The following is a 17,922-nucleotide window of genomic DNA, read 5'->3' on the forward strand; positions in this document are numbered from 1 at the left end:
AGTCCTGCAGTTCGTCGATCTGCGTGCGGAGTTCGTCGGCCAGGGCCCGAGCGGCGTCTTTCTGGAGGCCGAGCGCGTCGAGCAGGGAATCGATGTTCACGCCGTCACCGCTTCCGCATCGCGCCAGGTGGGGGTGCTCACTCCGGTCAGGCGGCGGACCATGACGTGGGTCATCGCCCAGTAGACGCGCGAGGCGGAGGAGGAGGGGCGGTGTTCGTAGTCGCGGACCAGGCGCCGGTGCAGTAACAGGATTCCGTAGGTCTGCTCGACCCTCCACCGCTTCGGCTGCGGGACGAACCCCGGCTCCTGCGGGTTTCGTTCGGTGATCTCGACCTCGATGCCCAGGCCGCTGCCGTGCGCGACGGCCTGGTTCTTGAAGCCCGGGTCGACCAGGGCCTTGCGGACGGTTTCCCCGGCGTGCTCGACGACCTGGTTCAGCAGGGCGACCCCCGCGGCGTTGTCGTGCGTGTTCGCGGCCAGCACGATGACGGCGATGACCAGACCGAGCACGTCGACGGCCAGTCCCCGCTTGCGGCCCGGGACCTTCTTCGCCGGATCCCGGCCGGTCGTGGCGGCAGGGACCCCGGCGGCCACGTGGACACTCCGGGTGTCCAGGACCACCAGGGTCGGGTCCTCTAATCGGCGGGTCTTCTCCCTCACCTGGCAACGCAGGAGTTCATGGATGACCTGGTCGGTTCCGTCGTCGCGCCAGGCGGCGAAGTAGTAGTACGTCGCGGTCTTCGGCGGCAGATCGTGCGGGAGGTAGGCCCACTGGCAGCCGGTCCGGCCCTGATAGAGGAGCGCGTTCACGATCTCCCTCATCGCGTAGGCGCCCTGGTGGCCGCTGACCGAGCGGTGCCGTTCCTTTCACGCCGTGATCACCCGCTCGATCAGCAACCACTGCTCATCCGACAAGTCGCTTGGGTACAGCTTTCGTTCACTCACCCAGCCACCCCAACAGACCACCGGCTACCGGCCGGCGGAATCCGCCCGCACCCACACCGTCAGGCGACGGCAGAACCACTCAAAGGCTCACGAACCGCCCTTTGACTGCTCCCATCCCTGACGTGTCCTGCAGCCCCTTCCGCTTCGGACCCCACCTCGCAGCCGAAGCCAACCGCTGGCTCACCATCGCCGACGCACCCCTGCGCCTCGAAGGAACCGACACGGTCCCCACCGAGCTCGGCCCCGTCCAGACCCCCGACGCTGTCCTGTGCCGCACAAACGTGGGCGCCATGCGCGAAGTCATGCAACTACTGGAAGCAGGCCACCGCGTCGCACTGGTCGGGGGAGGGGAAGCGCTGCGGGTCTTGGCCCGGGCTGCCAACGACCTCAAAGAGGGCTGCCGCACGTCCCACCCCGAGCTCGTCCTCTTTCCGGCCTGGGGCGAGCTGCCGGACTACGCCGGCCACGACCCGGCCGGCGGCGACCTCCAACCACTCGTCGACACCCATGGCACCACCACCATCCTCCGAGCCATCGACCAGCTCGACGACGAACACACAGCCGAGGTGACCGTCTCCACCGCCCACAAAGCCAAAGGGCGCGAATGGCCGCGCGTACGAATCGCCGACGACTTCACCCCGTCACCGGACAGCGACGAGCCCGGCGCCAAGGGCCGGCCCCTCCCCGGACACATCGACGACGGCGAAGCCCGGCTCGCCTACGTAGCGGTGACACAAGCCCGCCACCGCCTCGACATCTGCGGCCTTGTGCGGATCAACCACCACCCCGACGGCAGTCCCGCATGCCCCAGGGAAGACCGCTCACTGCCGCAGCACGTCTATTCACAACCGGCTCCCGTCGCCGGCCCGGTCGAGATGGCGTCCGTAGCCGGGGTCCCCGGCGTGGATGGATGTGTCGCCGGTGAGAGCGGCCGGGAGGTGGGTGTCGCCCAGTGGCATCGAGTTCGACCGGGCCAAGGGAGTGCAAGGGCCGTGCCCCGCACACAGTGGTGCTCACCGCACAGAGGACATCGTCCGGCGGGGCGCGGCTCGCCCGCGGCGGAGCCCGCCTAACGTACGGGAAGCACGTCACTTGCCCGGGAGGTTCCGTGCCCCGTACTCACCCGAAGAGATTCACGCGTCGCTTCGAGGCCATCGAACCACCGCGCAACGCCGAAGTCGTGACCGGCGTGGTGTCAGTGACGGTCCTGGTGATGGCCCTCGGCGCCCTGTCCGGATCGCCGGTATGGCTTCTGGGGCTGCTTGTGTTCCTGCCGGGGACGGCGTCGGCGCTGTGCACCGTACGCCAGACGAAGTTTGTGTCTGCGTGGACCACGCTCGTGGTCACCGTCACCGTGCTGGTAAGTCAAGGTGACGGGCGTTCGTGGCTCAACACGATCCTGATGGCGCTGCTCACCCTCGCCCTGGGCGCGGCCTCCGTCTACGCCTGCCACCGTCGTATCCACCGCGAGCACGAGATGCTGCGGCTACGCTCCACCGCCGCAGCGATGCAGCGCCACATCCTGCGCCCTCTGCCTCTGCTCACCGACGACGTCCTGGTCGAGGGCGTGTACGAGCCCGTGCAGGAGGACCGGCTCGTCGGCGGCGACATCTACGACGTCGTCGTCTCTCCATGGGGGTCCCGGGTTCTGATCGGCGATGTCCAGGGCAAGGGCCTGCCCGCGGTCGGTGCCGCGTTCGCCGTCATCGGCGCCTTCCGTGAAGCGGCCCACCGGGAGCCCACCCTGACCGCGCTTGCCGATGCCCTCGATGCCTCTGTCGTACGGCACAACTCCTATGCTGCGCAGACCGGCGACGACGAACGGTTCGTCACAGCGCTCATCGTCAACGTCGACGCGCATGACGAGGTGCAAGTCATCAACTGCGGGCACATTCCGCCGCAGCTGCTGCACGACGCCACCGTCATCACACCGGCCCTCGACTCCGGCGTCCCCCTCGGTCTCGCCGAACTCACAGCCGAACCCGCGACTGTCGACTGGTTCGCCTTCCCGCCCGGCGCGACGTTGCTGCTGACCACCGATGGGCTCACCGAGACCCGTGCCGCCGACGGCACGTTCTACCCCGTCACCGAACGTCTCACCGAGCGTGCATCGCTCTCTCCCACTGAGCTGCCGCGCGCCCTCTACGACGACGCGCGTGCGTTCGCCGGAGAGGGTGGCCAGCACGACGACGTCGCGGTCCTGTCTGTCCGACGGTCACCGCACCGCTGAGCGCAACACAGCGTACGTAGACGCAAGGGCCCGGCCGCCCTCGGAGGGCAAGCAGGGTCCGAGCTGAGCTTGTTCCGCTTTGACGGACACCCTTGGTGTGGTGGTCGGGCCGCCGACGCCTTCCGGTCGGGCAGCAGATCGACGGGACAGCGGGTTTCCGCGTCCACCAGAATGGTGCCGTAGTGGCGGCCCTTGCGGGTGGTGTACTCATCGACACCAACCGCCTATGGGGGTGGTGTCTGTGGGTCGGGCAATGCGTGGACCAGCCGCAGCAGGGTGCTGCGGCTGGCGGACACCCCGAAAACGCGGGCCATCCGGGCGCCGGCCCGGCCCGCGAGCGCGAGACCGACCGCGGCCGGCGTCTGGCGCAGGTGTTCGGTCCGCCGGCTGTACCTCCAAGTCAGCCCTGGCAGCTGCTCGACGAACCTGCAGCCGCTACGGCGGCGTGCGGCACATGCTCGCTGCCCTCGATCTGGCCACGGGCAAGCTGTACTGCCGCATCCGCCCGCGCGAGCGGCGGCGGGAGTTCCTCGGCCTCCTCAAGGTCCTGCGCACCCGCCGGCCTGGGGAGAAGCCGTACGCGGTGCTGGACAACTTCTTCCCGCACAGTCACGCCGAGGTCCGCGCCTGGGCTGCTGGCGACGACATCGAGCTGGTCTTCCTGCCGGCCTACGGCTCCTGGCTGAACTGGATCGAGGCCGAGTTCGCGGCCCTGCCCTACTTTGCCCTCAACGGCACCGACCATCGCAGCCACGCCGAGCAGACGCGGCCATCGCCGCCTACGTCCGCCGGCGCAATGCCCGCGCCGAACCGAAGATGCCCTTCGCGCCCGACTCACCGATCCGTTCACTTCACCGGGAGCGGCGACTGGGCGACGGACGGGAAGGAGCGTACCGACGACCCGGCCGCGGCCGCGCTGTGCGCCACCGCGTTCGAGACGGTGTGGGAACGCGGCATCCCGCATGAGAAGTACACCGTCCGGGCCCGCTGAGCTGCCCATGACCGTCTCCCCATCGTCCAGCGCCCAAGGGGCCCGTAAGGCGCTCGCTGTGCGCTTGCAGCACCTGCGCAAGGACGCCGCCCTCACCGGGAAGGAACTCTCCGCCCGGTGCGGCTGGCACCCTGCGAAGACCACCCGCATCCAAAAGGGCGAGGCCCCGCCCTCCGACACGGACATCCGCACCTGGTGCACGGCCTGTGGCGCCGACGACCAGGCCGACGACCTGATCGCCACGGCCCGCGCGGTCGACTCCATGTACCTGGAGTGGCGCCGCCTGCACTGCAACGGCATGCGCAAGGTCCAACAGGACTGGAACGCTCTCCACGAGCAGACCCGCGTCTGCCGGGTCTACGTCTCCAACGTGCCGCCAGGCTTCTTGCAAACGCCCGGCTTCGCCACCGCCCTCATGGAACAGATCACCGCCTTCCAGGGCACCCCCCCAACGACGTCTCCGAAGCGGTCGCCGCCCGGATCGCCCGCTCCCGGTTCCTCTACGAGGGCGGCCACCGCTACGTCGTCCTCATGGAGGAATCCGTCCTGCGCTACCGCACGGCCGACCCCGACGCGATGAAGGGGCAGCTGCGCCACCTCCTGGCCGTGATGCCGCTCGCGTCCGTCTCCCTCGGGATCATCCCGTTCACCGCGCAGCGCACCGTATCGGCTTCGTAATCTTCGGCGTAGTGACGGTCAGACTGCGGCAACTTGTCCCCGCCGCCACCATGCGCGGGCGTCTCGGCGTGAACGTGGCTGCGGCAGCCGGCCTGTTCGGCTCGCCTGTTTCCTCTGGGTGATCCTCGGTGATCTGTTCGCAGACCTGGACACCGCGGCACCATTGCCTGAACCGCTGGACATGATCGGCCCACTTGCATTCGAGTTGGGCTTGCTTACCTTGCTGGTCATGCTGGTGGCCGCCAAACCGCGTCTGCTGCCCGCTTGGAGTCCCCTGCTGGTACTCGTGGGCTTCCTTCTGTTCACGGCCAACCTCGACCTGCTGCCGATCGGCGCATTGCTCCTGACGGCCGGACCTACTCCGGTGGCCCGCACATCCAGGCCGACGTCCTTCACGGCACCAAGGACAGCCGGGTGAGGACATATTCGCGACTGCCCACTGCAGTGTGGTCAGCCAAAGTCGAGCGTGCTCGGCTGTGGAGTCGACGAACGCGGGTGTGCAGTCCTGTACATGCCGTCACAGTCGCACCGACCCCGCCCCGACCACGAGGCCGACCACAGGTGCGGCCGCGTCGCGCCCAGCCCCGACCACGGCTGGTCAGCGCACGGCCGACGCCTCTCTGCGGCGGCCGCGCGTCATGTCGACCGATGCCCGGAGCCGGTCCAGGGGACTCGCTGGTCGGGGTCGTGGACCGGGCGCCATACGGGTGTGGAGGGGCCTTGGTGGAGCAGGTCGGTCAGCGGCGCCGCGAGGACGGGGACGTCGTACGGGAAGCGGTACGGCGCCAGCAGCCCGGCCCCCGCGCGCAGGGCACTGATCCGGTTCTCGACACCGGCGGGCCCGGTGCCGTCCAGGACGAACAGGACGCGAGGAAAGAGCGGGTAGCGCCACCGCCACTCCTCAACCGCCGGTTCCTGGAGGGTCGGCCGGCGTCCCGGGACCACAGGCACGTAGCGGTAGAGGCGCTCGTACGCGGTCAGCTTGGCGGCGAGGCGCTCGGGGCCCATGGTGGCCCGGTCGACCTCCACGAACACCCGCAGCATCGACCTGTTGTCCCCGTCGACGGGGCCGCGCCGGTAGTACAGGAGCGCGTCCGGGATGACGGCCTCGCCGCTCCCGATCGGGTGGTGGACCTCGGGGATCCAGTCCAGCGGCCGGCACGCCGCCGGGAACCGCCCATACTGCGGGTTCCGGCGGCGGGAGCCGAACCGTGTTTCAGAGGGGGTCCTAACGCGACTGCGCCCAGTCGTAGAGACGGTGGGCGCTGTCACCGAGGCGCGTGGCGTAGAGCGTGGGGGGCTGCCCGCCCGCGAGTTCCTCGTCGGTGGTGGTGACGCCCACGACGGTGCCGGTGCCGGTGCGGGGATCGAAGTGGGCCAGGTGAGGGCCACCGCTCGACCCGGCCGACATGTCGCAGGTCTCACCCCACAGCAGGGGGACCTTGGGACCGGGGTGGCTCGTGCCCGCGCAGTGGATCATGCGGGATCCGACGTACTTGTCCCCGGGGTCGTTGAGTCCGTAGTTCGGGTACCCGAAGGCGTGGACGAACTCGTCCTCGACGGGCTGGCCGAACCCGATTCGCTGGCTTCCGGTGACGTTCGCGATCGGGTGCCCCCCAGCAGCGGGGTTCACCACGAGGAGTCCCGTGTCGTAGCCGGCGGCAGCGACGTCCGACGATTCCGTGGTGTCCGGATCGGCGTCCCAACGGGAAGAGGTGGCCATGGTCCTGACGCTGAAGCCGCCGAGCGGTTTCGTTCCGTTGCGATAGCCGGGCACGAAGTAGAAGTTGTGGTACCAGGTGTCGTCGGCGGAAGGCGACCCGACGCCTCTCAGGCAGTGTGCTGCCGTGATGACGGTACTGCGGTTGGCGCTGGTGACGACCGTTGCGGTGCAACTGCCGTCGTAGCCGTCGGAGAAGGTAAAGAACAGGCGGCCTACGTTCTTCTCCACCGCCCCGCCGTGTGTCCACACGGCCCCGGAGTCCGGCGTGTTCGCGGGAAGCGGCTGCGGGTCGTCCGGCGTGTTGTCGTCCTCGGGCACGGGGGTGATCTCGGGGATCAGAGCGCCTGCCAGCTTCATCCGCTCGGGGGTCCAGTAGGCGTTGATCCGGTTGCGCTCTTGTGCGGTCGTGGCGCCGGCGTGGGTGGTGGTGGTGTCCGGTCCTGCCGCGCCGCCGCTGGTGGACGACGGGTTGTGCGATGCGGTGTTGGCGGCCGCGGCCGGCGTGACCAGTGCGACGACGGCTGCCGACACCGCGACGGTGGCGCCGATCGCGTGCCGGAGGGTCCTGCGGGTGCTGTCCTGGTGACCGCATGGGCGGTGAGAAGGTGTGCGCATGCGCGGGACAGTAGTCACGCGATGTCAGGAAGCGGTCAGAGAAGTGTGCAGGCGGTGTCCGCACGGCCGGTCGGCGGTTCGTGCCGGACACGGACGGTTTTCGCGGGGAGGCACCGGGTCGTCCGGAAGGGGGCCGCCTGCGGCGCAGCCGGCCCCCAGCTGGAGGGCGGCCTTGCCAGCTCGTTTCCGGCCCGGCCCCTCAGCCGTCACACGTCTCGCCCGAGCAAGATCAATCTCACCGGGATTTCCTGTACCTCAACTGCTCACACCCGGACCCCAGCGATCGAGGCCGCCCCGCTGTTCCTCGACGATTCCGCCGAGCGGGCCGGGCCGGGGCGGGCTGGAAGGGGCCGTCGTCCGCCGGAGCCGGGCTGCTGGACAGGGCCGGCACCGGCGCGGCCTTCGCCCAGGGCACCCCCAGGGTGCAATCTCCCCGTCCGCCGCAGCGTGGACTACACCGTCGACCCGATGTACGACCACAAACGGCCGCACTGCTGGCCGGACTCGACAGGCCGTAGCCGCGCCCTTGCGGGACGGCTACGGGCCGGCTTCGGGTTCTACGGGCGGGCGTTCAGGGGCAGGGCGGGCAGGTCGGATCAGGTCGGGTCGGGTCACATGAGCTTCCGGCGGCCGGTCTCCCTTCTGAGACCGCCCACGTTGATCGGCTGGAGGATGACGGTGATCGCGCCGACCGAGAAGTGCTGCACCGGAGCGCCGGTGTTTCGCCCGTGGAAACTGTGCGGCAGCGCCTGCCCGTTGGTCGGGTCCGTGCCCGCCGTATACATGTCGACGATGCCCTCGTGCCCCTGGCGGGCCTTTGCGTCGGTGCCGTCCGCGGCCTGCTCCACGGTGATGCGGTCATCGCCGTCCACGGCGACCACGGCCGCCACGTGGTAGGGCCACCCGCTGGTGTTGGCGGGCAGCTCGTAATCCTCGTCCCACGCGGTCTCCACGATGGCGAACGCCTGGCCGGGGTCCGGCCGCTCCTCGCCGTTCGCGTGCGGGCCGCCGGGCCTGGCATGCGCGTAGGCCAGGGCGCCCTCCACGTTTTCCCTTTCGCCCAAGCCGAACTGACCGCCGCCCAAGGCGAATTCGCTGGCGTCCTGCCCCAGGGCCAGCCGCTGCTGGTGCATGATTTCCTCGGCGGTGTGGGCACAGTCCGCGAGAAAGGTCGTCGACGGCTCGTACTCCGCGTACGTGCGCCCCCCGATGTCCCCGCTCTGCCCGGTCGGCGTGCAGTACCGGGGCGCTGGGGCGTCCTCCGCGACCCAGATAACGGTGGTGTCCGCCCCGGGAGTGACGGTCATGAGATAGAGGCCGTTCTCCGAGACCCGTGCGGGCCCCAACTCCACGGTGTTGACCTGGGAAAAGCGCTGGAGGACCGTCGCGTCGGTGCCGCGCGCCGTGTTCCGGGCCATGGCGTCGGCTTCCCGCTGTACGGGGGCACCTTGGGGGCCCTGGTCGCTCTGGGCGCTCTGCTCGGGCGTCCGCCTCATCACCCGGACCGCGTTGGCCTCGGCCTCGCGCTCGAAGCGGTCACCGGGGTCGGAGACGCTCAGCCCCGACCCGTTGTCCGCACCGGCCACCGGACCCTGGCGCTGCTGGATGACGTGCGTCAGCTCATGGGCGAGGGTGTGCTTGTCGCCGCCGCCGTCGCCGATGACGACATGGCTGCCGGAGGTGTAGGCACGGGCACCCACCTCGGCGGCGGAGTCGCGGGCCGCGGAGTCGGTGTGCAGGCGGACGTCGGAGAAGTCGGCGCCGAGGCGGGATTCCATTTCCTGGCGCAGTGGTTCGTCCAGCGGCTTGCCCGGCGCGCGCAGCACGTCGTGCACGGCGGAGCGCTGGACCGGCTCCGCCGTGGGCTGTTGGTGGCCGCAGCCCGCGCCGTGCTGGTGCCGGTCCCGCTGGAGCATACGGACGACGGCCGCGTTGCCGATGGTGCGCTGCAGCTCGAGAGGCGCATCGGGCACCCGACTGCTCGGGGCCTCCTCCGGCCGCGCGGCCGCGCTCTTGGCGGGGCGCTGCGGCTGCTTTTCGTTCTTTTTCGGCTCTTGCGCGTGCATGGACTTCCGCTCGTAGGGCTGGCAGTTTCGCTGTGCTCTCCCTACCTACCTGGTGCAGCGGTCGCGGGTAAGGGGTGTACGGGCACGATGCGGTAGCCCGTATGGGCAGCGCGTCCGCCTGGCGGGTATCGGCGGGGGCTGCCCGGGGCGTGGGTACTACCAGCGCGCTCCGGGCCCGCTTCAGCTAGCGTGCCCGCTGCAGCGCCGCCTCCGCCTGCCGCTGACGGGGGAAGACGCACAGCCGGTCGGTGAGGTGCGAGACGGCCGAATCGGCGCGGGCGGAGTGGAGTTGGGGGTAGTGGTCGAGGGCGAGGTGGACGTGCGCGCATGCCTGGCCGAGGTGCCCGGCGTCGAGAATTAGTCCGGCGAGGCGGGCCTGGGTGAGCGCATACGGGCGGCGCCTGGCTGGGGTGCGTCGGCGGGCCGCGTCGCGCAGGGCGCTCAGCGCCTGCCGGCCGTCGCCGAGAGCCTGCAGGGTCCGGGCCCGTTGGCAGTCGAGTCCTGCCCGGGGATAGGCGGAGAAGGGCCCGGAGGGCTGGCGAGCCTCTCCATACGCAGCATCGGCAAAGAGGCCGGTCGCCCTGCTTCTCCTTCACCCGAATTCGAGATCAGGAGAACTCCAGCATGCACCGTCCCGCCACCTTCGCCGCCCTGCTCAGCCTGACCCGCGCCGCGAGCGCGATCGGCGACTTCTGGGTTAACGCGGCGAAGGCCGTGAACACCTTCCTTCGTGTCTCGGTGAGGGGCTGGTCGCGGGTGCCGGGTCGTGCTCGCTGGCGGTCCCGACTGTCTCGATTGTCCAACGTCAGCACCTCGTCCCGTAGTGCATACCTGGGGGTGACGGTGTCATGACGTCGGGAGCCGTCTTCGCCGCGGTGTGCGGAGAGTTCGCGAAGGACCCGCAGGGCCGATACTCCGTCGACCAGGCTCACCACGTCTTCTGCCTGTGGGTCTCGGCCCTGCTGATCACCTTGATGTGACATCGGCGGCGCGGCAGCGGGACGACGCGGCTGACGTCGTCCCCCTGTGTTGCCGGGCCGGGCGCTCATGCCCTGCAGTGGCTCAGCCAATCGGCGATGTCGGCGATGACGGCGGGGTCGACATGCTGCGGGGTTCCGTATTCGGCCGGGGCGGATGGTCCGTCGCCGGGGAAGAACAGGTGGTTGTCGGCGTCGTAGACACGGATATCGGCTTCCGGGCGGTTGGCCAGGCCCGCCCGCCATCGGACCAGATCGTCGGCGACGGTGACTTGGTAGTCGCGTCCTCCTTGGAGGATGAGCATCGGCTTGCCGAGTCCGGCCGCGATCGCGACTGGATCGTAGTCGCGCAGTTCGAGCCAGTACGGCGCGGGCAGGCTGAACGGCAGATCCGCTGCGGGGGTCGAGGGCGTCAGCTCTGCGCTGTCGACGAGCGCGGCCTGCCGCTGGAAGGTTTCGATGGCCGTGGGCGGGACCTGGTCGGGGATCACGGTGGCGAGGTAGCTGATGACGCGGACGGCGGCGTGGTGCATCGGCTGCGCGTCACCGGCTGGGAGATGCCCGCCTCGCGGGCGTGACCCAGCAGATCCCGCAGGGTCAGCAGCGGATCGGCTTTCAGCAGGTAGAGGGCGAGCCCGGACGCATCGCCGGTCGCCGCGGCGAGCTGAGTGGCCTGCCGGTAGTGGCCCTCCACCAGCTTCTCCAGGGTGGCCATGGCGAAGGTGTGCCGGCACCGGTGCGGCGCGACGTCCGGGAACCGCGGCTCGAAGCGTTCACGGATCCGGCCTGCCGGCGATGCGCCGCCGACCGCCAACTGCGGAAGCTGCTGACGCCGCCCGACGGCAGACACCGTCCCGAGCTCGACAAGGTCGCCGAGGCCCTGCTGAATCTCAACCCCCGCAGGACCCATGCTCTACCTGCGGCAATCACCCACGGTCATCCGTCTGGTCACCGACCTTGCCGCCGGGACCTGCGAGCTCACCCACGAGGCCCTCGACGCCCGCATGACCAGCCAGAAGGACATGGCCGTCGACTACTTCCGGGCTGTCCTGGTCTCCGCCGGTGTGCTGCCGGTTCGCGATGAATACATGGCCCGGTTGGAACGATGGATTGAGCACAAGACCGGGGCCATCGAAGATCTCGAAGACTGCCGCCTGATCACCACCTACGCCCGCTGGGACCGCATCGCACACATTTCCGGCGGCGAGCCCGCGGCAAACCGATCTCCGCCTACACCACCGACATCGCCCAGGCCCAGATGGCCAAGGCCGTCGCCTTCCTGACCTGGATCAAGAAGCAAGGGGAAACCCTGGCGACCTGCCGACAGCCCCTCGCCGATCTCTGGCTCACTTCGGAGAACCACCAAGGCCCTTACGATGCGAGGCCGTTCGTCCGATGGGCGGTCCGCGGCAATTTCGCCTCCGGGATCAGTATCCCGGCCGCGGCGGATCTAAATCCTCAAGGGCGCGGGCCGGGTTCGGTGGCACGAGCTGCGGCACGCCAACGGAACTGCCGATGACGTTCCCAACCTGCTCTCGCGGATCGCCTGGGGCGATGCCGCAACGAGCGGGGCAGCCTTGAGCGACCTCTCGTTCTGGATCGGTGAGCTGGCTGTCTTCGACGCCACGGTCGCCACCGTGCCCTTCCTGTGGGAGCTCGCCGTTACCGAGGCAGTGGCAACCAGACCAGAGGTGATTGAACTGCAGCAGACGGTTTTGGAGCAGGGCAATGGCGCCCAGGCGGAGATCCAGTTGGCGGCCCACCAGGCCGTGCTGAGCGGCCGGTCGACGGTAGACCTGCTCACGCAGGATGACAGCCCCGCGGTGAGAGCGGCCGCCAGCCACCTGCTGACAGCACTGGACATACACAGGTGCGAGACGTGCCATCCGCTGTGAGAGAAGCCCTGTGCGGCGCTCAAGGGACAAACCTGGCTGTAGTACCCCGTCGCCCACCGCGTACCCATGCTGCCGAGCGCCGTCACAGACAGAGGACAGGAGCAGCCTGGGCGGCTGTCGCTTGGGGCCGGTCGGTTACTCGGAGGTCTTCTTCTGCGCGTTCTGTTGTCGGCGCCCAAGGTCGACCTGGTCGCGGAACAGGCCCGTGAAAGTCGCCTCCGGGCCGCCGTGCGGGCCGGCGATGATGCAGGCGGGGGTGACCACCTGCGCGGCGAGGACCGTCACCAGATCAGCGCTCCCTATGGGCCCGCGTGCGAGGGCCAGAGCACGGGCCGCGTCATCAAGCCGGTCGAGGGTGGGATTGTCACCAAGGCCGATGCCGAGCCGGTGTGTCAGGACGTGAGAGCCGATCGCTACGGCGTCAGCCAGGGGCTTTGACCAGGTGTACGCGCAGATCGGCGTCACGGAACGAGGAAGGCAGCCATCCTCTCCGCCGCCGTGGCGTAGCCCCCGGCTCAGCAACCGGGAGATCCTTCGGCGGCGGGGCGATGAGGTCCGGCTCCAGCCCCACCCTGTGCGGGTGCACGCACGCCGGGGTCCGGTCGGCGGTGTACCGGAAGCCGTCGGCTGGATCGAACGGGCACTCCCAGGACGGCCGGTCGTACACGACGAACGCGTCGCGGGGCAGCCGCTTCGACGGGCAGATGCCACACGCCGGATGATCCTCGCCCTGGGCGAACGGCTCATTCATGACGGCACGGTAGCGGAGCAATGGCACCGGCCATCGCCAGAACCACACGAACGAGAGCGGCGCTCACCCCACAGCGACACGGGGTGAGCGCAGTCGCACGTCACGAGCCCCAGGGGTCAGCCATGACAGCCCCGGGGCCCGGCTCAGGGCCGCACCGTTCGACGACGCTGCGACCCCAGCGCCACGCGGCGGCTGGCTGCGGCCTCGAACGCGCCCCCGTCACCCGTTGGCGCGCCGTGCCGGGCCTCCTGGTCCAGTGCCTCTACGGTGGTCAGCCTCGGAGTCAGCCTGAATGCCACTGCGTCAACAACATGCATCACGGAAACGGTGGCGGCTGTCAATAGTGCCCAGGAAGCGGCCTGTGGACACACCGGATGAATTGTCGTAAATCTTCCTAAGCCTCGGGGAGTGTCTAATCAACGGCGGATCTGCTGATCAAGGAGAGACGCCAAGTGAGCGAGACGACGATCGAGCACGAGTCCGTCGAGGAGCGGGCCGGTGGTGCGATGCCGTCGGCCGCGTCGGACGAACAGCTCGTCGCGATGCTGGTGGATCGGGCCCGCAGCGATGGCCTGCAACTGACCGGAGAGGGTGGGCTGTTGCAGCAACTGACCAAGCGAGTGCTGGAGTCCGCGCTGGAGGGTGAGATCACCGACCATGTCGGCTATAAGTGCGTTGTGGCAAAGGGAGCCCTTGTTCGATGAGCAGGGGTTTCTTCGTGCTCGTAGCGTGATTGCGGTGTGGTGGGGGCAGGCAGCGGACGGTTTGTTGTCGATCGGGGAGGGTGCGGCCGTCGGCGCTCGGATTGATGGAACGGCGCGAGGCGCGGGCGAGGCAGGATCTGGAGTCCTGGACGGAGGTCCTGGAGCAGGCTCAGGCGGAGGTGAATGCCGCGCGGGAGCGTGTCGATCGGGCTCGGGTGGGGCGGGAGGAGCTCGTGTCGGTGCTGGCCGAGGAGAGCGTGGTGGATGTGCCGTCTGGTGATGAGGTGGCTGCCGCTGTGGGGTCGAGCGGCTCTGGCGCGGGGGCGGGGTATGTCGAGCGGCCGCCGGTGTGGCGGTCGGGTATGGGTGAGGAGGTGCTCAGTGGCTTGTATCGGGAGGTGTTCGTCGCGGTGGTGGCCGCGTCGGGGCCGGTGAGCGGTGTGGAACTGGCGCGGGCGGTGGGCCGGGAGGCAGACAGCAAGAATGAGGTGGAGAAGATCCGTCACCGTGCCTACGCGCTGGAGAAGCGGGCTGGCTGGTGCGGGAGAAGGACGGACGGTTCACGCTCGTGTCCGAGGCCGTCGGTCGGGACGCTTCTCCGGCCAGCGCGGGGCGTCGCCGGCCATCTGGCGGGACAGCCTGATCGTGGCTGCCCACCACACCATTTGCTGGTGGTGATCGGGGCGGCGTTCGTGGTCGCGGTTGAGGCGGCGGGAGCGGGAGAGCCAGCTCAGCGTTCGCTTCACCACCCACCTGCGGGCCAGTACGACGAATCCGCGTTGTCCGTCGGATCGGCGTACGACCTCGATCCGGACTCCGTGGCGGGCGAACGCTTTCGCCAGCGCCGGGCCCTGGTAGGCACTATCGACCCACACCAGTTTCAGCAGCCGGCCCGGCTCGTCCATGAATTCCTCCAGCAGCGCGGGAGCGGGCGTTGTCACGTTGGCTGACCGGCGTGGGATGATCTTCGTGGAGGTCTTATCGGGGAGGGGACTGCTCGTGTCGCCGTCGTACCGGGGACACCGGTACCCCGTCGAGATCATCTCCTACTGCGTGTGGCTGTACCACCGGTTCCCGCTGTCGTTCCGGGAGGTCGAGGAACTGATGCTCGAGCGCGGCGTGGTTGTCTCCTACGAAACCGTCCGGCGGTGGTGCCTGAAGTTCGGTCAGGCCTACGCCAACGCGCTGCGTCGCCGGCGTCCCCGTCCCGGCGACAAATGGCACCTGGACGAGGTCTTCATCAAGATCAACGGTGAGCTGAAGTACCTGTGGCGCGCGGTGGACCAGGATGGCAACGTGCTTGACATCCTCGTGCAGAACAGACGCGACAAGGCCGCGGCCAGGCGTTTCTTCCGTAAACTCCTCAGAGGGCGATAAGAGCCGGTTCCTCAGACTTGGTGCCGATCTGCTCCTCCTGATGGCGGGCTACCGCCTGCGGAATTCGCGTGGACGACCTCATTGGCGGGCTTCGACCCGTGACTCCCCACCTCGCTGGAGGGAGTTCTGTTCAGTAAGTCCCCCTGTGAGCCTCCGGGGTGATCGCGTAAATTGGGTCGAGCTGGCTCTTATCGCCCTCTCGGAAGACCCGCTCGGTGCCACGGGTGGTGGTCACGGACAAGCTCCGCAGTTACGGGGCCGCCCACCGCGAGGTGATGCCTTCCGTCGAGCACCGCTCCCACAAGGGCCTCAACAACCGGGCTGAGAACTCCCACCAGCCGACCCGGCAACGAGAACGCGCCATGAAGGGCTTCCGCAGCGTCGGCGGAGCCCAACGGTTCCTGTCCGTGTTCAGCGACATCTCACCCCACTTCCGACCCCGACGCCACCTGATGACCGCCACCAACCACCGTGCCGAAATGACCGTCCGCTTCGCGATCTGGAAGCAGATCACCGGCGCAGCCGGCCTGCCCGCCACGGCCTGAGCGCGGAGCCGGAACCGACCCCAGCACGCCCCGACGCCCCGCCAAGCGCCAACACCCTCGACAACGTGACAACGCCACGTCGACCACACATCGCGTGATGTGACATAGGTCACCTTGCCGCATTGGAGGCGTCATGTGTTTATCTACAGCTGTCCAACATTTGGAGGTTTGTATGGAGGGGTTGAGAGAGCCGCGCCGTGCCGCGACCCTGTCCGCCCAGGCCGCTGATCAACTACGGGAGCAGATCGCCTCCGGCCGCTGGCCGGTCGGTAGTCGCATACCTTCCGAACTCGAGTTGGTCGCGATTCTCGGAATCAGTCGCAACACCGTGCGAGAGGCTTTGCGCGCTTTGGTGCATCTGGGCCTGCTGGAAGCCCGTGCCGGAGACGGCACCTACGTCCGGGTCGCCAGCGAGTTGGAGGCAGTGCTGGTGCGCAGGGCGGCAACGGCACACCTGTCCGATGTCTTCGAGCTGCGCGCGGTATTGGAGGAGCATGCTGCGGGGCTGGCCGCGCAGCGTCGGACGAGCGCAGACGTGAAGCGATTGCGGGAGCTGCTGCACGAGGCGCAGGAGACCAACTGTGCCGGTGAGATGACCGCGTTGGCTGACGTCGATGGCTCATTCCACCTGGCGGTGGTGGAAGCCGGCGGGAACGGGTTGCTTGCCGAGGTCTACAAGCACTTGGGGAGCGCGCTGGCCGCAGCGGTCGCCGGGCTGACCTGGGGCAGGGATATCGCCGCCGAACACGACCACTGGCACACCACCCTCGTAGAGGCCATTGCGGCGGGAGATGCGGTGACTGCCCGCTCCGCCGCCTCCACGCTCGTGCGGATCAGCCGTCGCGCCGCGCTGGGGCAAGAGGGGGGTGCATGAGCGTGACTGTTCCGAAAGGCGCTGACGCTCCCGGGGTCGAATCCGACGGTCACCAGGGCGGAGCGCCTCGCGTGGGGTTGCTCCTGGTGGGGATCTTGCTTGTTGCGGCGAATCTGCGGGCGCCGCTGACAGGTGTCGGCTCGGTGCTGCCGATGATCGAACACGACACCGGCTTGTCCAGCACCGCGGCAGGACTGCTCAACGCTTTGCCACTACTGGCTTTCGCAGCCACGTCACCGCTGGTGGGCAGGAGTGCGCAGCGCCACGGAACCGAGCGTGTCCTGTGGATCGCTTTGCTGGTGCTGACGGTCGGCATTGTGCTGCGCTCGCTGCCAGGCGTGGTGACCTTGTTCGCCGGCACCGTGGTCATGGCAGCAGCGATCGCCTATGGCAACGTGCTGCTGCCCTCGCTGGTCAAGAGCACTGTTCCCGAACGGCGGATCGCCGCAGTCACCGGGCTCTACGTCACTGTCATGGGGTTGATAGCCGCGGTCTCCTCCGGGGTGTCCGTGCCCCTGGCTGACCATCTTCCCGGAGGATGGCATACCGCGTTGGGCTGCTGGGCGGTGCTGGCGCTACTCGGGGTCCTGGCCTGGGCACCGCAACTGGCCCGTCGCCGGCCCGTAACATCCACCGCCCCCGGAGCGGGGCAGGCGCATACTCTGTGGCGTTACCCACTGGCCTGGCAGGTCAGTGCGTTCATGGGACTGCAGTCCCTCGGTTTTTACACCACGATCGCGTGGTTGCCCAGCATCGTGCACGACCACGGCGCCTCCGAAGGCGCCGCCGGCTGGCAGCTGTTCCTGCTCCAGGTGACCGGTCTGGTCTCCAGCAGTACTGTGCCGATACTCGCCCGACAACTCACTGACCAACGGCTGCTGGCCGTCAGCGGTTCATTGATGTGCGCCACCGGATACCTGGGGCTGCTCCTGGCCCCCGAGATGGCGACCGCGTGGAGTGCGCTGATCGGCCTTGGCGGCGGCGCCTGCCTGGTGTTGGCGCTGACGTTCCAAGGCCAGCGTGCGGCCGACGCGTCCCAGGCCGCCGCGCTGTCCGGCATGGCCCAAAGCGTCGGCTACCTCCTAGCCGCCGTTGGGCCCCTGCTGTTCGGCTCAGCCCACGACCTCGCCGGTGGGTGGACTGTCCCGCTCGGCTTTCTTGTCGCGCTGACCCTCGTTCAGGGCCTCTTCGGCCTTGGAGCTGGTCGCGCCGTCCGCCTCCCGCAATCAACGACCGCCCAGCCGGCACCGGAAAGGATTCGATCCGCATGAACGGAACGACCTGCTTCAGTTACTTGGACACTCCCATGGCAGCACCGCTGTCCATCACCGAACTCATGCCCGGCGCCTATAACGTCATGGAGTACACCGCCGTTGCCGCCGGCGAACAGGTGCTGATCCTGACGGAGAACTCGGTGGATCCTGTGGTGGTGCAGGCACTGGCGGCAGCAGCCGCCTGAACCGCCCCGGGTTTGATGGAGATCATCAAGACCCGGAAGGATGCCGATCATGGCTGCTCCCCGTAAGTACCCCGACGAACTGCGTGAACGCG

General features: G+C 68.8%; 18 protein-coding genes and 6 pseudogenes. 15 read left to right on the forward strand and 9 right to left on the reverse strand.

What is annotated here, in order from left to right; translation table 11 throughout:
- Positions 1-96: 96 nt before the first annotated feature.
- Positions 97-945 (reverse strand): annotated as a pseudogene (locus ACIPEK_RS41510) (IS5 family transposase).
- 137 nt (positions 946-1,082) lie between these two features.
- Here ACIPEK_RS41510 and ACIPEK_RS41515 point away from each other — a divergent pair.
- The 5 genes and pseudogenes from ACIPEK_RS41515 to ACIPEK_RS41535 all read left to right on the forward strand — a co-directional run.
- Positions 1,083-1,748: pseudogene (locus tag ACIPEK_RS41515) on the forward strand (3'-5' exonuclease); the annotation flags it as partial.
- Between the two features lie 305 nt (positions 1,749-2,053).
- Positions 2,054-3,175, forward strand: a complete 1,122-nt coding sequence (locus ACIPEK_RS41520; protein ID WP_402007427.1) for a PP2C family protein-serine/threonine phosphatase — start codon at positions 2,054-2,056, stop codon at positions 3,173-3,175.
- A 454-nt stretch (positions 3,176-3,629) separates the two neighbouring features.
- Positions 3,630-4,166 carry a DUF6879 family protein gene (locus ACIPEK_RS41525; RefSeq protein WP_402007429.1) on the forward strand — a complete coding sequence of 179 codons (537 nt, stop codon included), beginning with the start codon at positions 3,630-3,632 and terminating at the stop codon, positions 4,164-4,166.
- Between the two features lie 7 nt (positions 4,167-4,173).
- Positions 4,174-4,832: pseudogene (locus ACIPEK_RS41530) on the forward strand (Scr1 family TA system antitoxin-like transcriptional regulator); the annotation flags it as partial.
- A 130-nt stretch (positions 4,833-4,962) separates the two neighbouring features.
- Positions 4,963-5,262, forward strand: coding sequence for a hypothetical protein (locus ACIPEK_RS41535; protein WP_402007431.1), 300 nt, complete (start codon positions 4,963-4,965; stop codon positions 5,260-5,262).
- A gap of 218 nt (positions 5,263-5,480) precedes the next feature.
- Here the strand turns inward: ACIPEK_RS41535 and ACIPEK_RS41540 are convergent, their stop codons facing one another.
- The 3 genes from ACIPEK_RS41540 to ACIPEK_RS41550 form a co-directional block, all read right to left on the reverse strand.
- Positions 5,481-6,116, reverse strand: a complete 636-nt coding sequence (locus ACIPEK_RS41540) for a replication-relaxation family protein (RefSeq protein ID WP_402007433.1) — start codon at positions 6,114-6,116, stop codon at positions 5,481-5,483.
- A complete protein-coding gene (locus ACIPEK_RS41545; protein WP_402007435.1) occupies positions 6,073-7,182 on the reverse strand; it encodes a trypsin-like serine peptidase in 1,110 nt (369 codons plus the stop codon). The genes ACIPEK_RS41540 and ACIPEK_RS41545 overlap by 44 nt, the downstream gene beginning before the upstream one ends.
- Positions 7,183-7,793: 611 nt before the next feature.
- Positions 7,794-9,248 (reverse strand): DUF4157 domain-containing protein, encoded by a 1,455-nt coding sequence (locus tag ACIPEK_RS41550; protein ID WP_402007436.1) that lies wholly within the window; start codon positions 9,246-9,248, stop codon positions 7,794-7,796.
- 624 nt (positions 9,249-9,872) lie between these two features.
- Between ACIPEK_RS41550 and ACIPEK_RS41555 the strand changes: the two genes are divergently transcribed.
- Positions 9,873-10,100: a hypothetical protein gene (locus ACIPEK_RS41555; protein WP_402007438.1), complete on the forward strand. Its 228-nt coding sequence runs from the start codon at positions 9,873-9,875 to the stop codon at positions 10,098-10,100.
- Complete coding sequence (locus ACIPEK_RS41560; RefSeq protein WP_402007440.1) at positions 10,097-10,228, forward strand: hypothetical protein; 132 nt, start codon at positions 10,097-10,099, stop codon at positions 10,226-10,228. Before ACIPEK_RS41555 ends, ACIPEK_RS41560 begins: the two co-directional genes overlap by 4 nt.
- Positions 10,229-10,293: 65 nt before the next feature.
- Here the strand turns inward: ACIPEK_RS41560 and ACIPEK_RS41565 are convergent, their stop codons facing one another.
- Positions 10,294-10,758, reverse strand: coding sequence for an alpha/beta hydrolase family protein (locus ACIPEK_RS41565; RefSeq protein WP_402007442.1), 465 nt, complete (start codon positions 10,756-10,758; stop codon positions 10,294-10,296).
- A complete protein-coding gene (locus ACIPEK_RS41570) occupies positions 10,713-11,135 on the reverse strand; it encodes a hypothetical protein (protein ID WP_402007444.1) in 423 nt (140 codons plus the stop codon). The genes ACIPEK_RS41565 and ACIPEK_RS41570 overlap by 46 nt, the downstream gene beginning before the upstream one ends.
- Between ACIPEK_RS41570 and ACIPEK_RS41575 the strand changes: the two genes are divergently transcribed.
- Positions 11,134-11,508: a hypothetical protein gene (locus ACIPEK_RS41575; protein WP_402007446.1), complete on the forward strand. Its 375-nt coding sequence runs from the start codon at positions 11,134-11,136 to the stop codon at positions 11,506-11,508. The two genes, ACIPEK_RS41570 and ACIPEK_RS41575, sit on opposite strands and share 2 nt — an antisense overlap.
- 294 nt (positions 11,509-11,802) lie before the next feature.
- On the forward strand, positions 11,803-12,120 hold the full coding sequence (locus ACIPEK_RS41580; protein WP_402007448.1) for a hypothetical protein: 318 nt from the start codon (positions 11,803-11,805) through the stop codon (positions 12,118-12,120).
- 135 nt (positions 12,121-12,255) lie between these two features.
- Here the strand turns inward: ACIPEK_RS41580 and ACIPEK_RS41585 are convergent, their stop codons facing one another.
- Both ACIPEK_RS41585 and ACIPEK_RS41590 read right to left on the reverse strand, forming a co-directional pair.
- Positions 12,256-12,405, reverse strand: coding sequence for a hypothetical protein (locus tag ACIPEK_RS41585; protein ID WP_402007450.1), 150 nt, complete (start codon positions 12,403-12,405; stop codon positions 12,256-12,258).
- Positions 12,406-12,541: 136 nt separating this feature from the next.
- Positions 12,542-12,871, reverse strand: a complete 330-nt coding sequence (locus ACIPEK_RS41590; protein ID WP_402007452.1) for a hypothetical protein — start codon at positions 12,869-12,871, stop codon at positions 12,542-12,544.
- A 452-nt stretch (positions 12,872-13,323) separates the two neighbouring features.
- Here ACIPEK_RS41590 and ACIPEK_RS41595 point away from each other — a divergent pair.
- A pseudogene (locus ACIPEK_RS41595) lies at positions 13,324-13,539 on the forward strand (IS256 family transposase); the annotation flags it as partial.
- A 596-nt stretch (positions 13,540-14,135) separates the two neighbouring features.
- Here ACIPEK_RS41595 and ACIPEK_RS41600 read toward each other — a convergent pair.
- Complete coding sequence (locus ACIPEK_RS41600) at positions 14,136-14,618, reverse strand: transposase (protein WP_402007454.1); 483 nt, start codon at positions 14,616-14,618, stop codon at positions 14,136-14,138.
- Here ACIPEK_RS41600 and ACIPEK_RS41605 point away from each other — a divergent pair.
- The 5 genes and pseudogenes from ACIPEK_RS41605 to ACIPEK_RS41625 form a co-directional block, all read left to right on the forward strand.
- Positions 14,536-14,943, forward strand: a pseudogene (locus tag ACIPEK_RS41605) (IS6 family transposase); the annotation flags it as partial. The gene ACIPEK_RS41600 and the pseudogene ACIPEK_RS41605 sit on opposite strands and share 83 nt — an antisense overlap.
- A 227-nt stretch (positions 14,944-15,170) precedes the next feature.
- Positions 15,171-15,497: pseudogene (locus tag ACIPEK_RS41610) on the forward strand (DDE-type integrase/transposase/recombinase); the annotation flags it as partial.
- Between the two features lie 172 nt (positions 15,498-15,669).
- Positions 15,670-16,371 (forward strand): FadR/GntR family transcriptional regulator, encoded by a 702-nt coding sequence (locus ACIPEK_RS41615; RefSeq protein WP_402007456.1) that lies wholly within the window; start codon positions 15,670-15,672, stop codon positions 16,369-16,371.
- 71 nt (positions 16,372-16,442) lie between these two features.
- Complete coding sequence (locus ACIPEK_RS41620; protein ID WP_402007458.1) at positions 16,443-17,642, forward strand: CynX/NimT family MFS transporter; 1,200 nt, start codon at positions 16,443-16,445, stop codon at positions 17,640-17,642.
- Positions 17,639-17,830 carry a hypothetical protein gene (locus tag ACIPEK_RS41625; protein ID WP_402007459.1) on the forward strand — a complete coding sequence of 64 codons (192 nt, stop codon included), beginning with the start codon at positions 17,639-17,641 and terminating at the stop codon, positions 17,828-17,830. The genes ACIPEK_RS41620 and ACIPEK_RS41625 overlap by 4 nt, the downstream gene beginning before the upstream one ends.
- Positions 17,831-17,922 lie beyond the last annotated feature (92 nt).

It is taken from the genome of Streptomyces sp. NPDC088246 (assembly GCF_044741025.1).
Taxonomy (GTDB): domain Bacteria; phylum Actinomycetota; class Actinomycetes; order Streptomycetales; family Streptomycetaceae; genus Streptomyces.

Bases quoted from the DNA above. Each gene is read 5' to 3' on its own strand.
- ACIPEK_RS41525 (WP_402007429.1), top strand. From the start codon at position 3,630: ATGCTCGCTGCCCTCGATCTGGCCACGGGCAAGCTGTACTGCCGCATC.
- ACIPEK_RS41545 (WP_402007435.1), bottom strand. From the start codon at position 7,182: ATGCGCACACCTTCTCACCGCCCATGCGGTCACCAGGACAGCACCCGC.
- ACIPEK_RS41550 (WP_402007436.1), bottom strand. From the start codon at position 9,248: ATGCACGCGCAAGAGCCGAAAAAGAACGAAAAGCAGCCGCAGCGCCCC.
- ACIPEK_RS41555 (WP_402007438.1), top strand. From the start codon at position 9,873: ATGCACCGTCCCGCCACCTTCGCCGCCCTGCTCAGCCTGACCCGCGCC.
- ACIPEK_RS41560 (WP_402007440.1), top strand. From the start codon at position 10,097: ATGACGTCGGGAGCCGTCTTCGCCGCGGTGTGCGGAGAGTTCGCGAAG.
- ACIPEK_RS41565 (WP_402007442.1), bottom strand. From the start codon at position 10,758: ATGCACCACGCCGCCGTCCGCGTCATCAGCTACCTCGCCACCGTGATC.
- ACIPEK_RS41575 (WP_402007446.1), top strand. From the start codon at position 11,134: ATGCTCTACCTGCGGCAATCACCCACGGTCATCCGTCTGGTCACCGAC.
- ACIPEK_RS41570 (WP_402007444.1), bottom strand. From the start codon at position 11,135: ATGGGTCCTGCGGGGGTTGAGATTCAGCAGGGCCTCGGCGACCTTGTC.
- ACIPEK_RS41590 (WP_402007452.1), bottom strand. From the start codon at position 12,871: ATGAATGAGCCGTTCGCCCAGGGCGAGGATCATCCGGCGTGTGGCATC.
- ACIPEK_RS41600 (WP_402007454.1), bottom strand. From the start codon at position 14,618: ATGATCTCGACGGGGTACCGGTGTCCCCGGTACGACGGCGACACGAGC.
- ACIPEK_RS41615 (WP_402007456.1), top strand. From the start codon at position 15,670: ATGGAGGGGTTGAGAGAGCCGCGCCGTGCCGCGACCCTGTCCGCCCAG.
- ACIPEK_RS41625 (WP_402007459.1), top strand. From the start codon at position 17,639: ATGAACGGAACGACCTGCTTCAGTTACTTGGACACTCCCATGGCAGCA.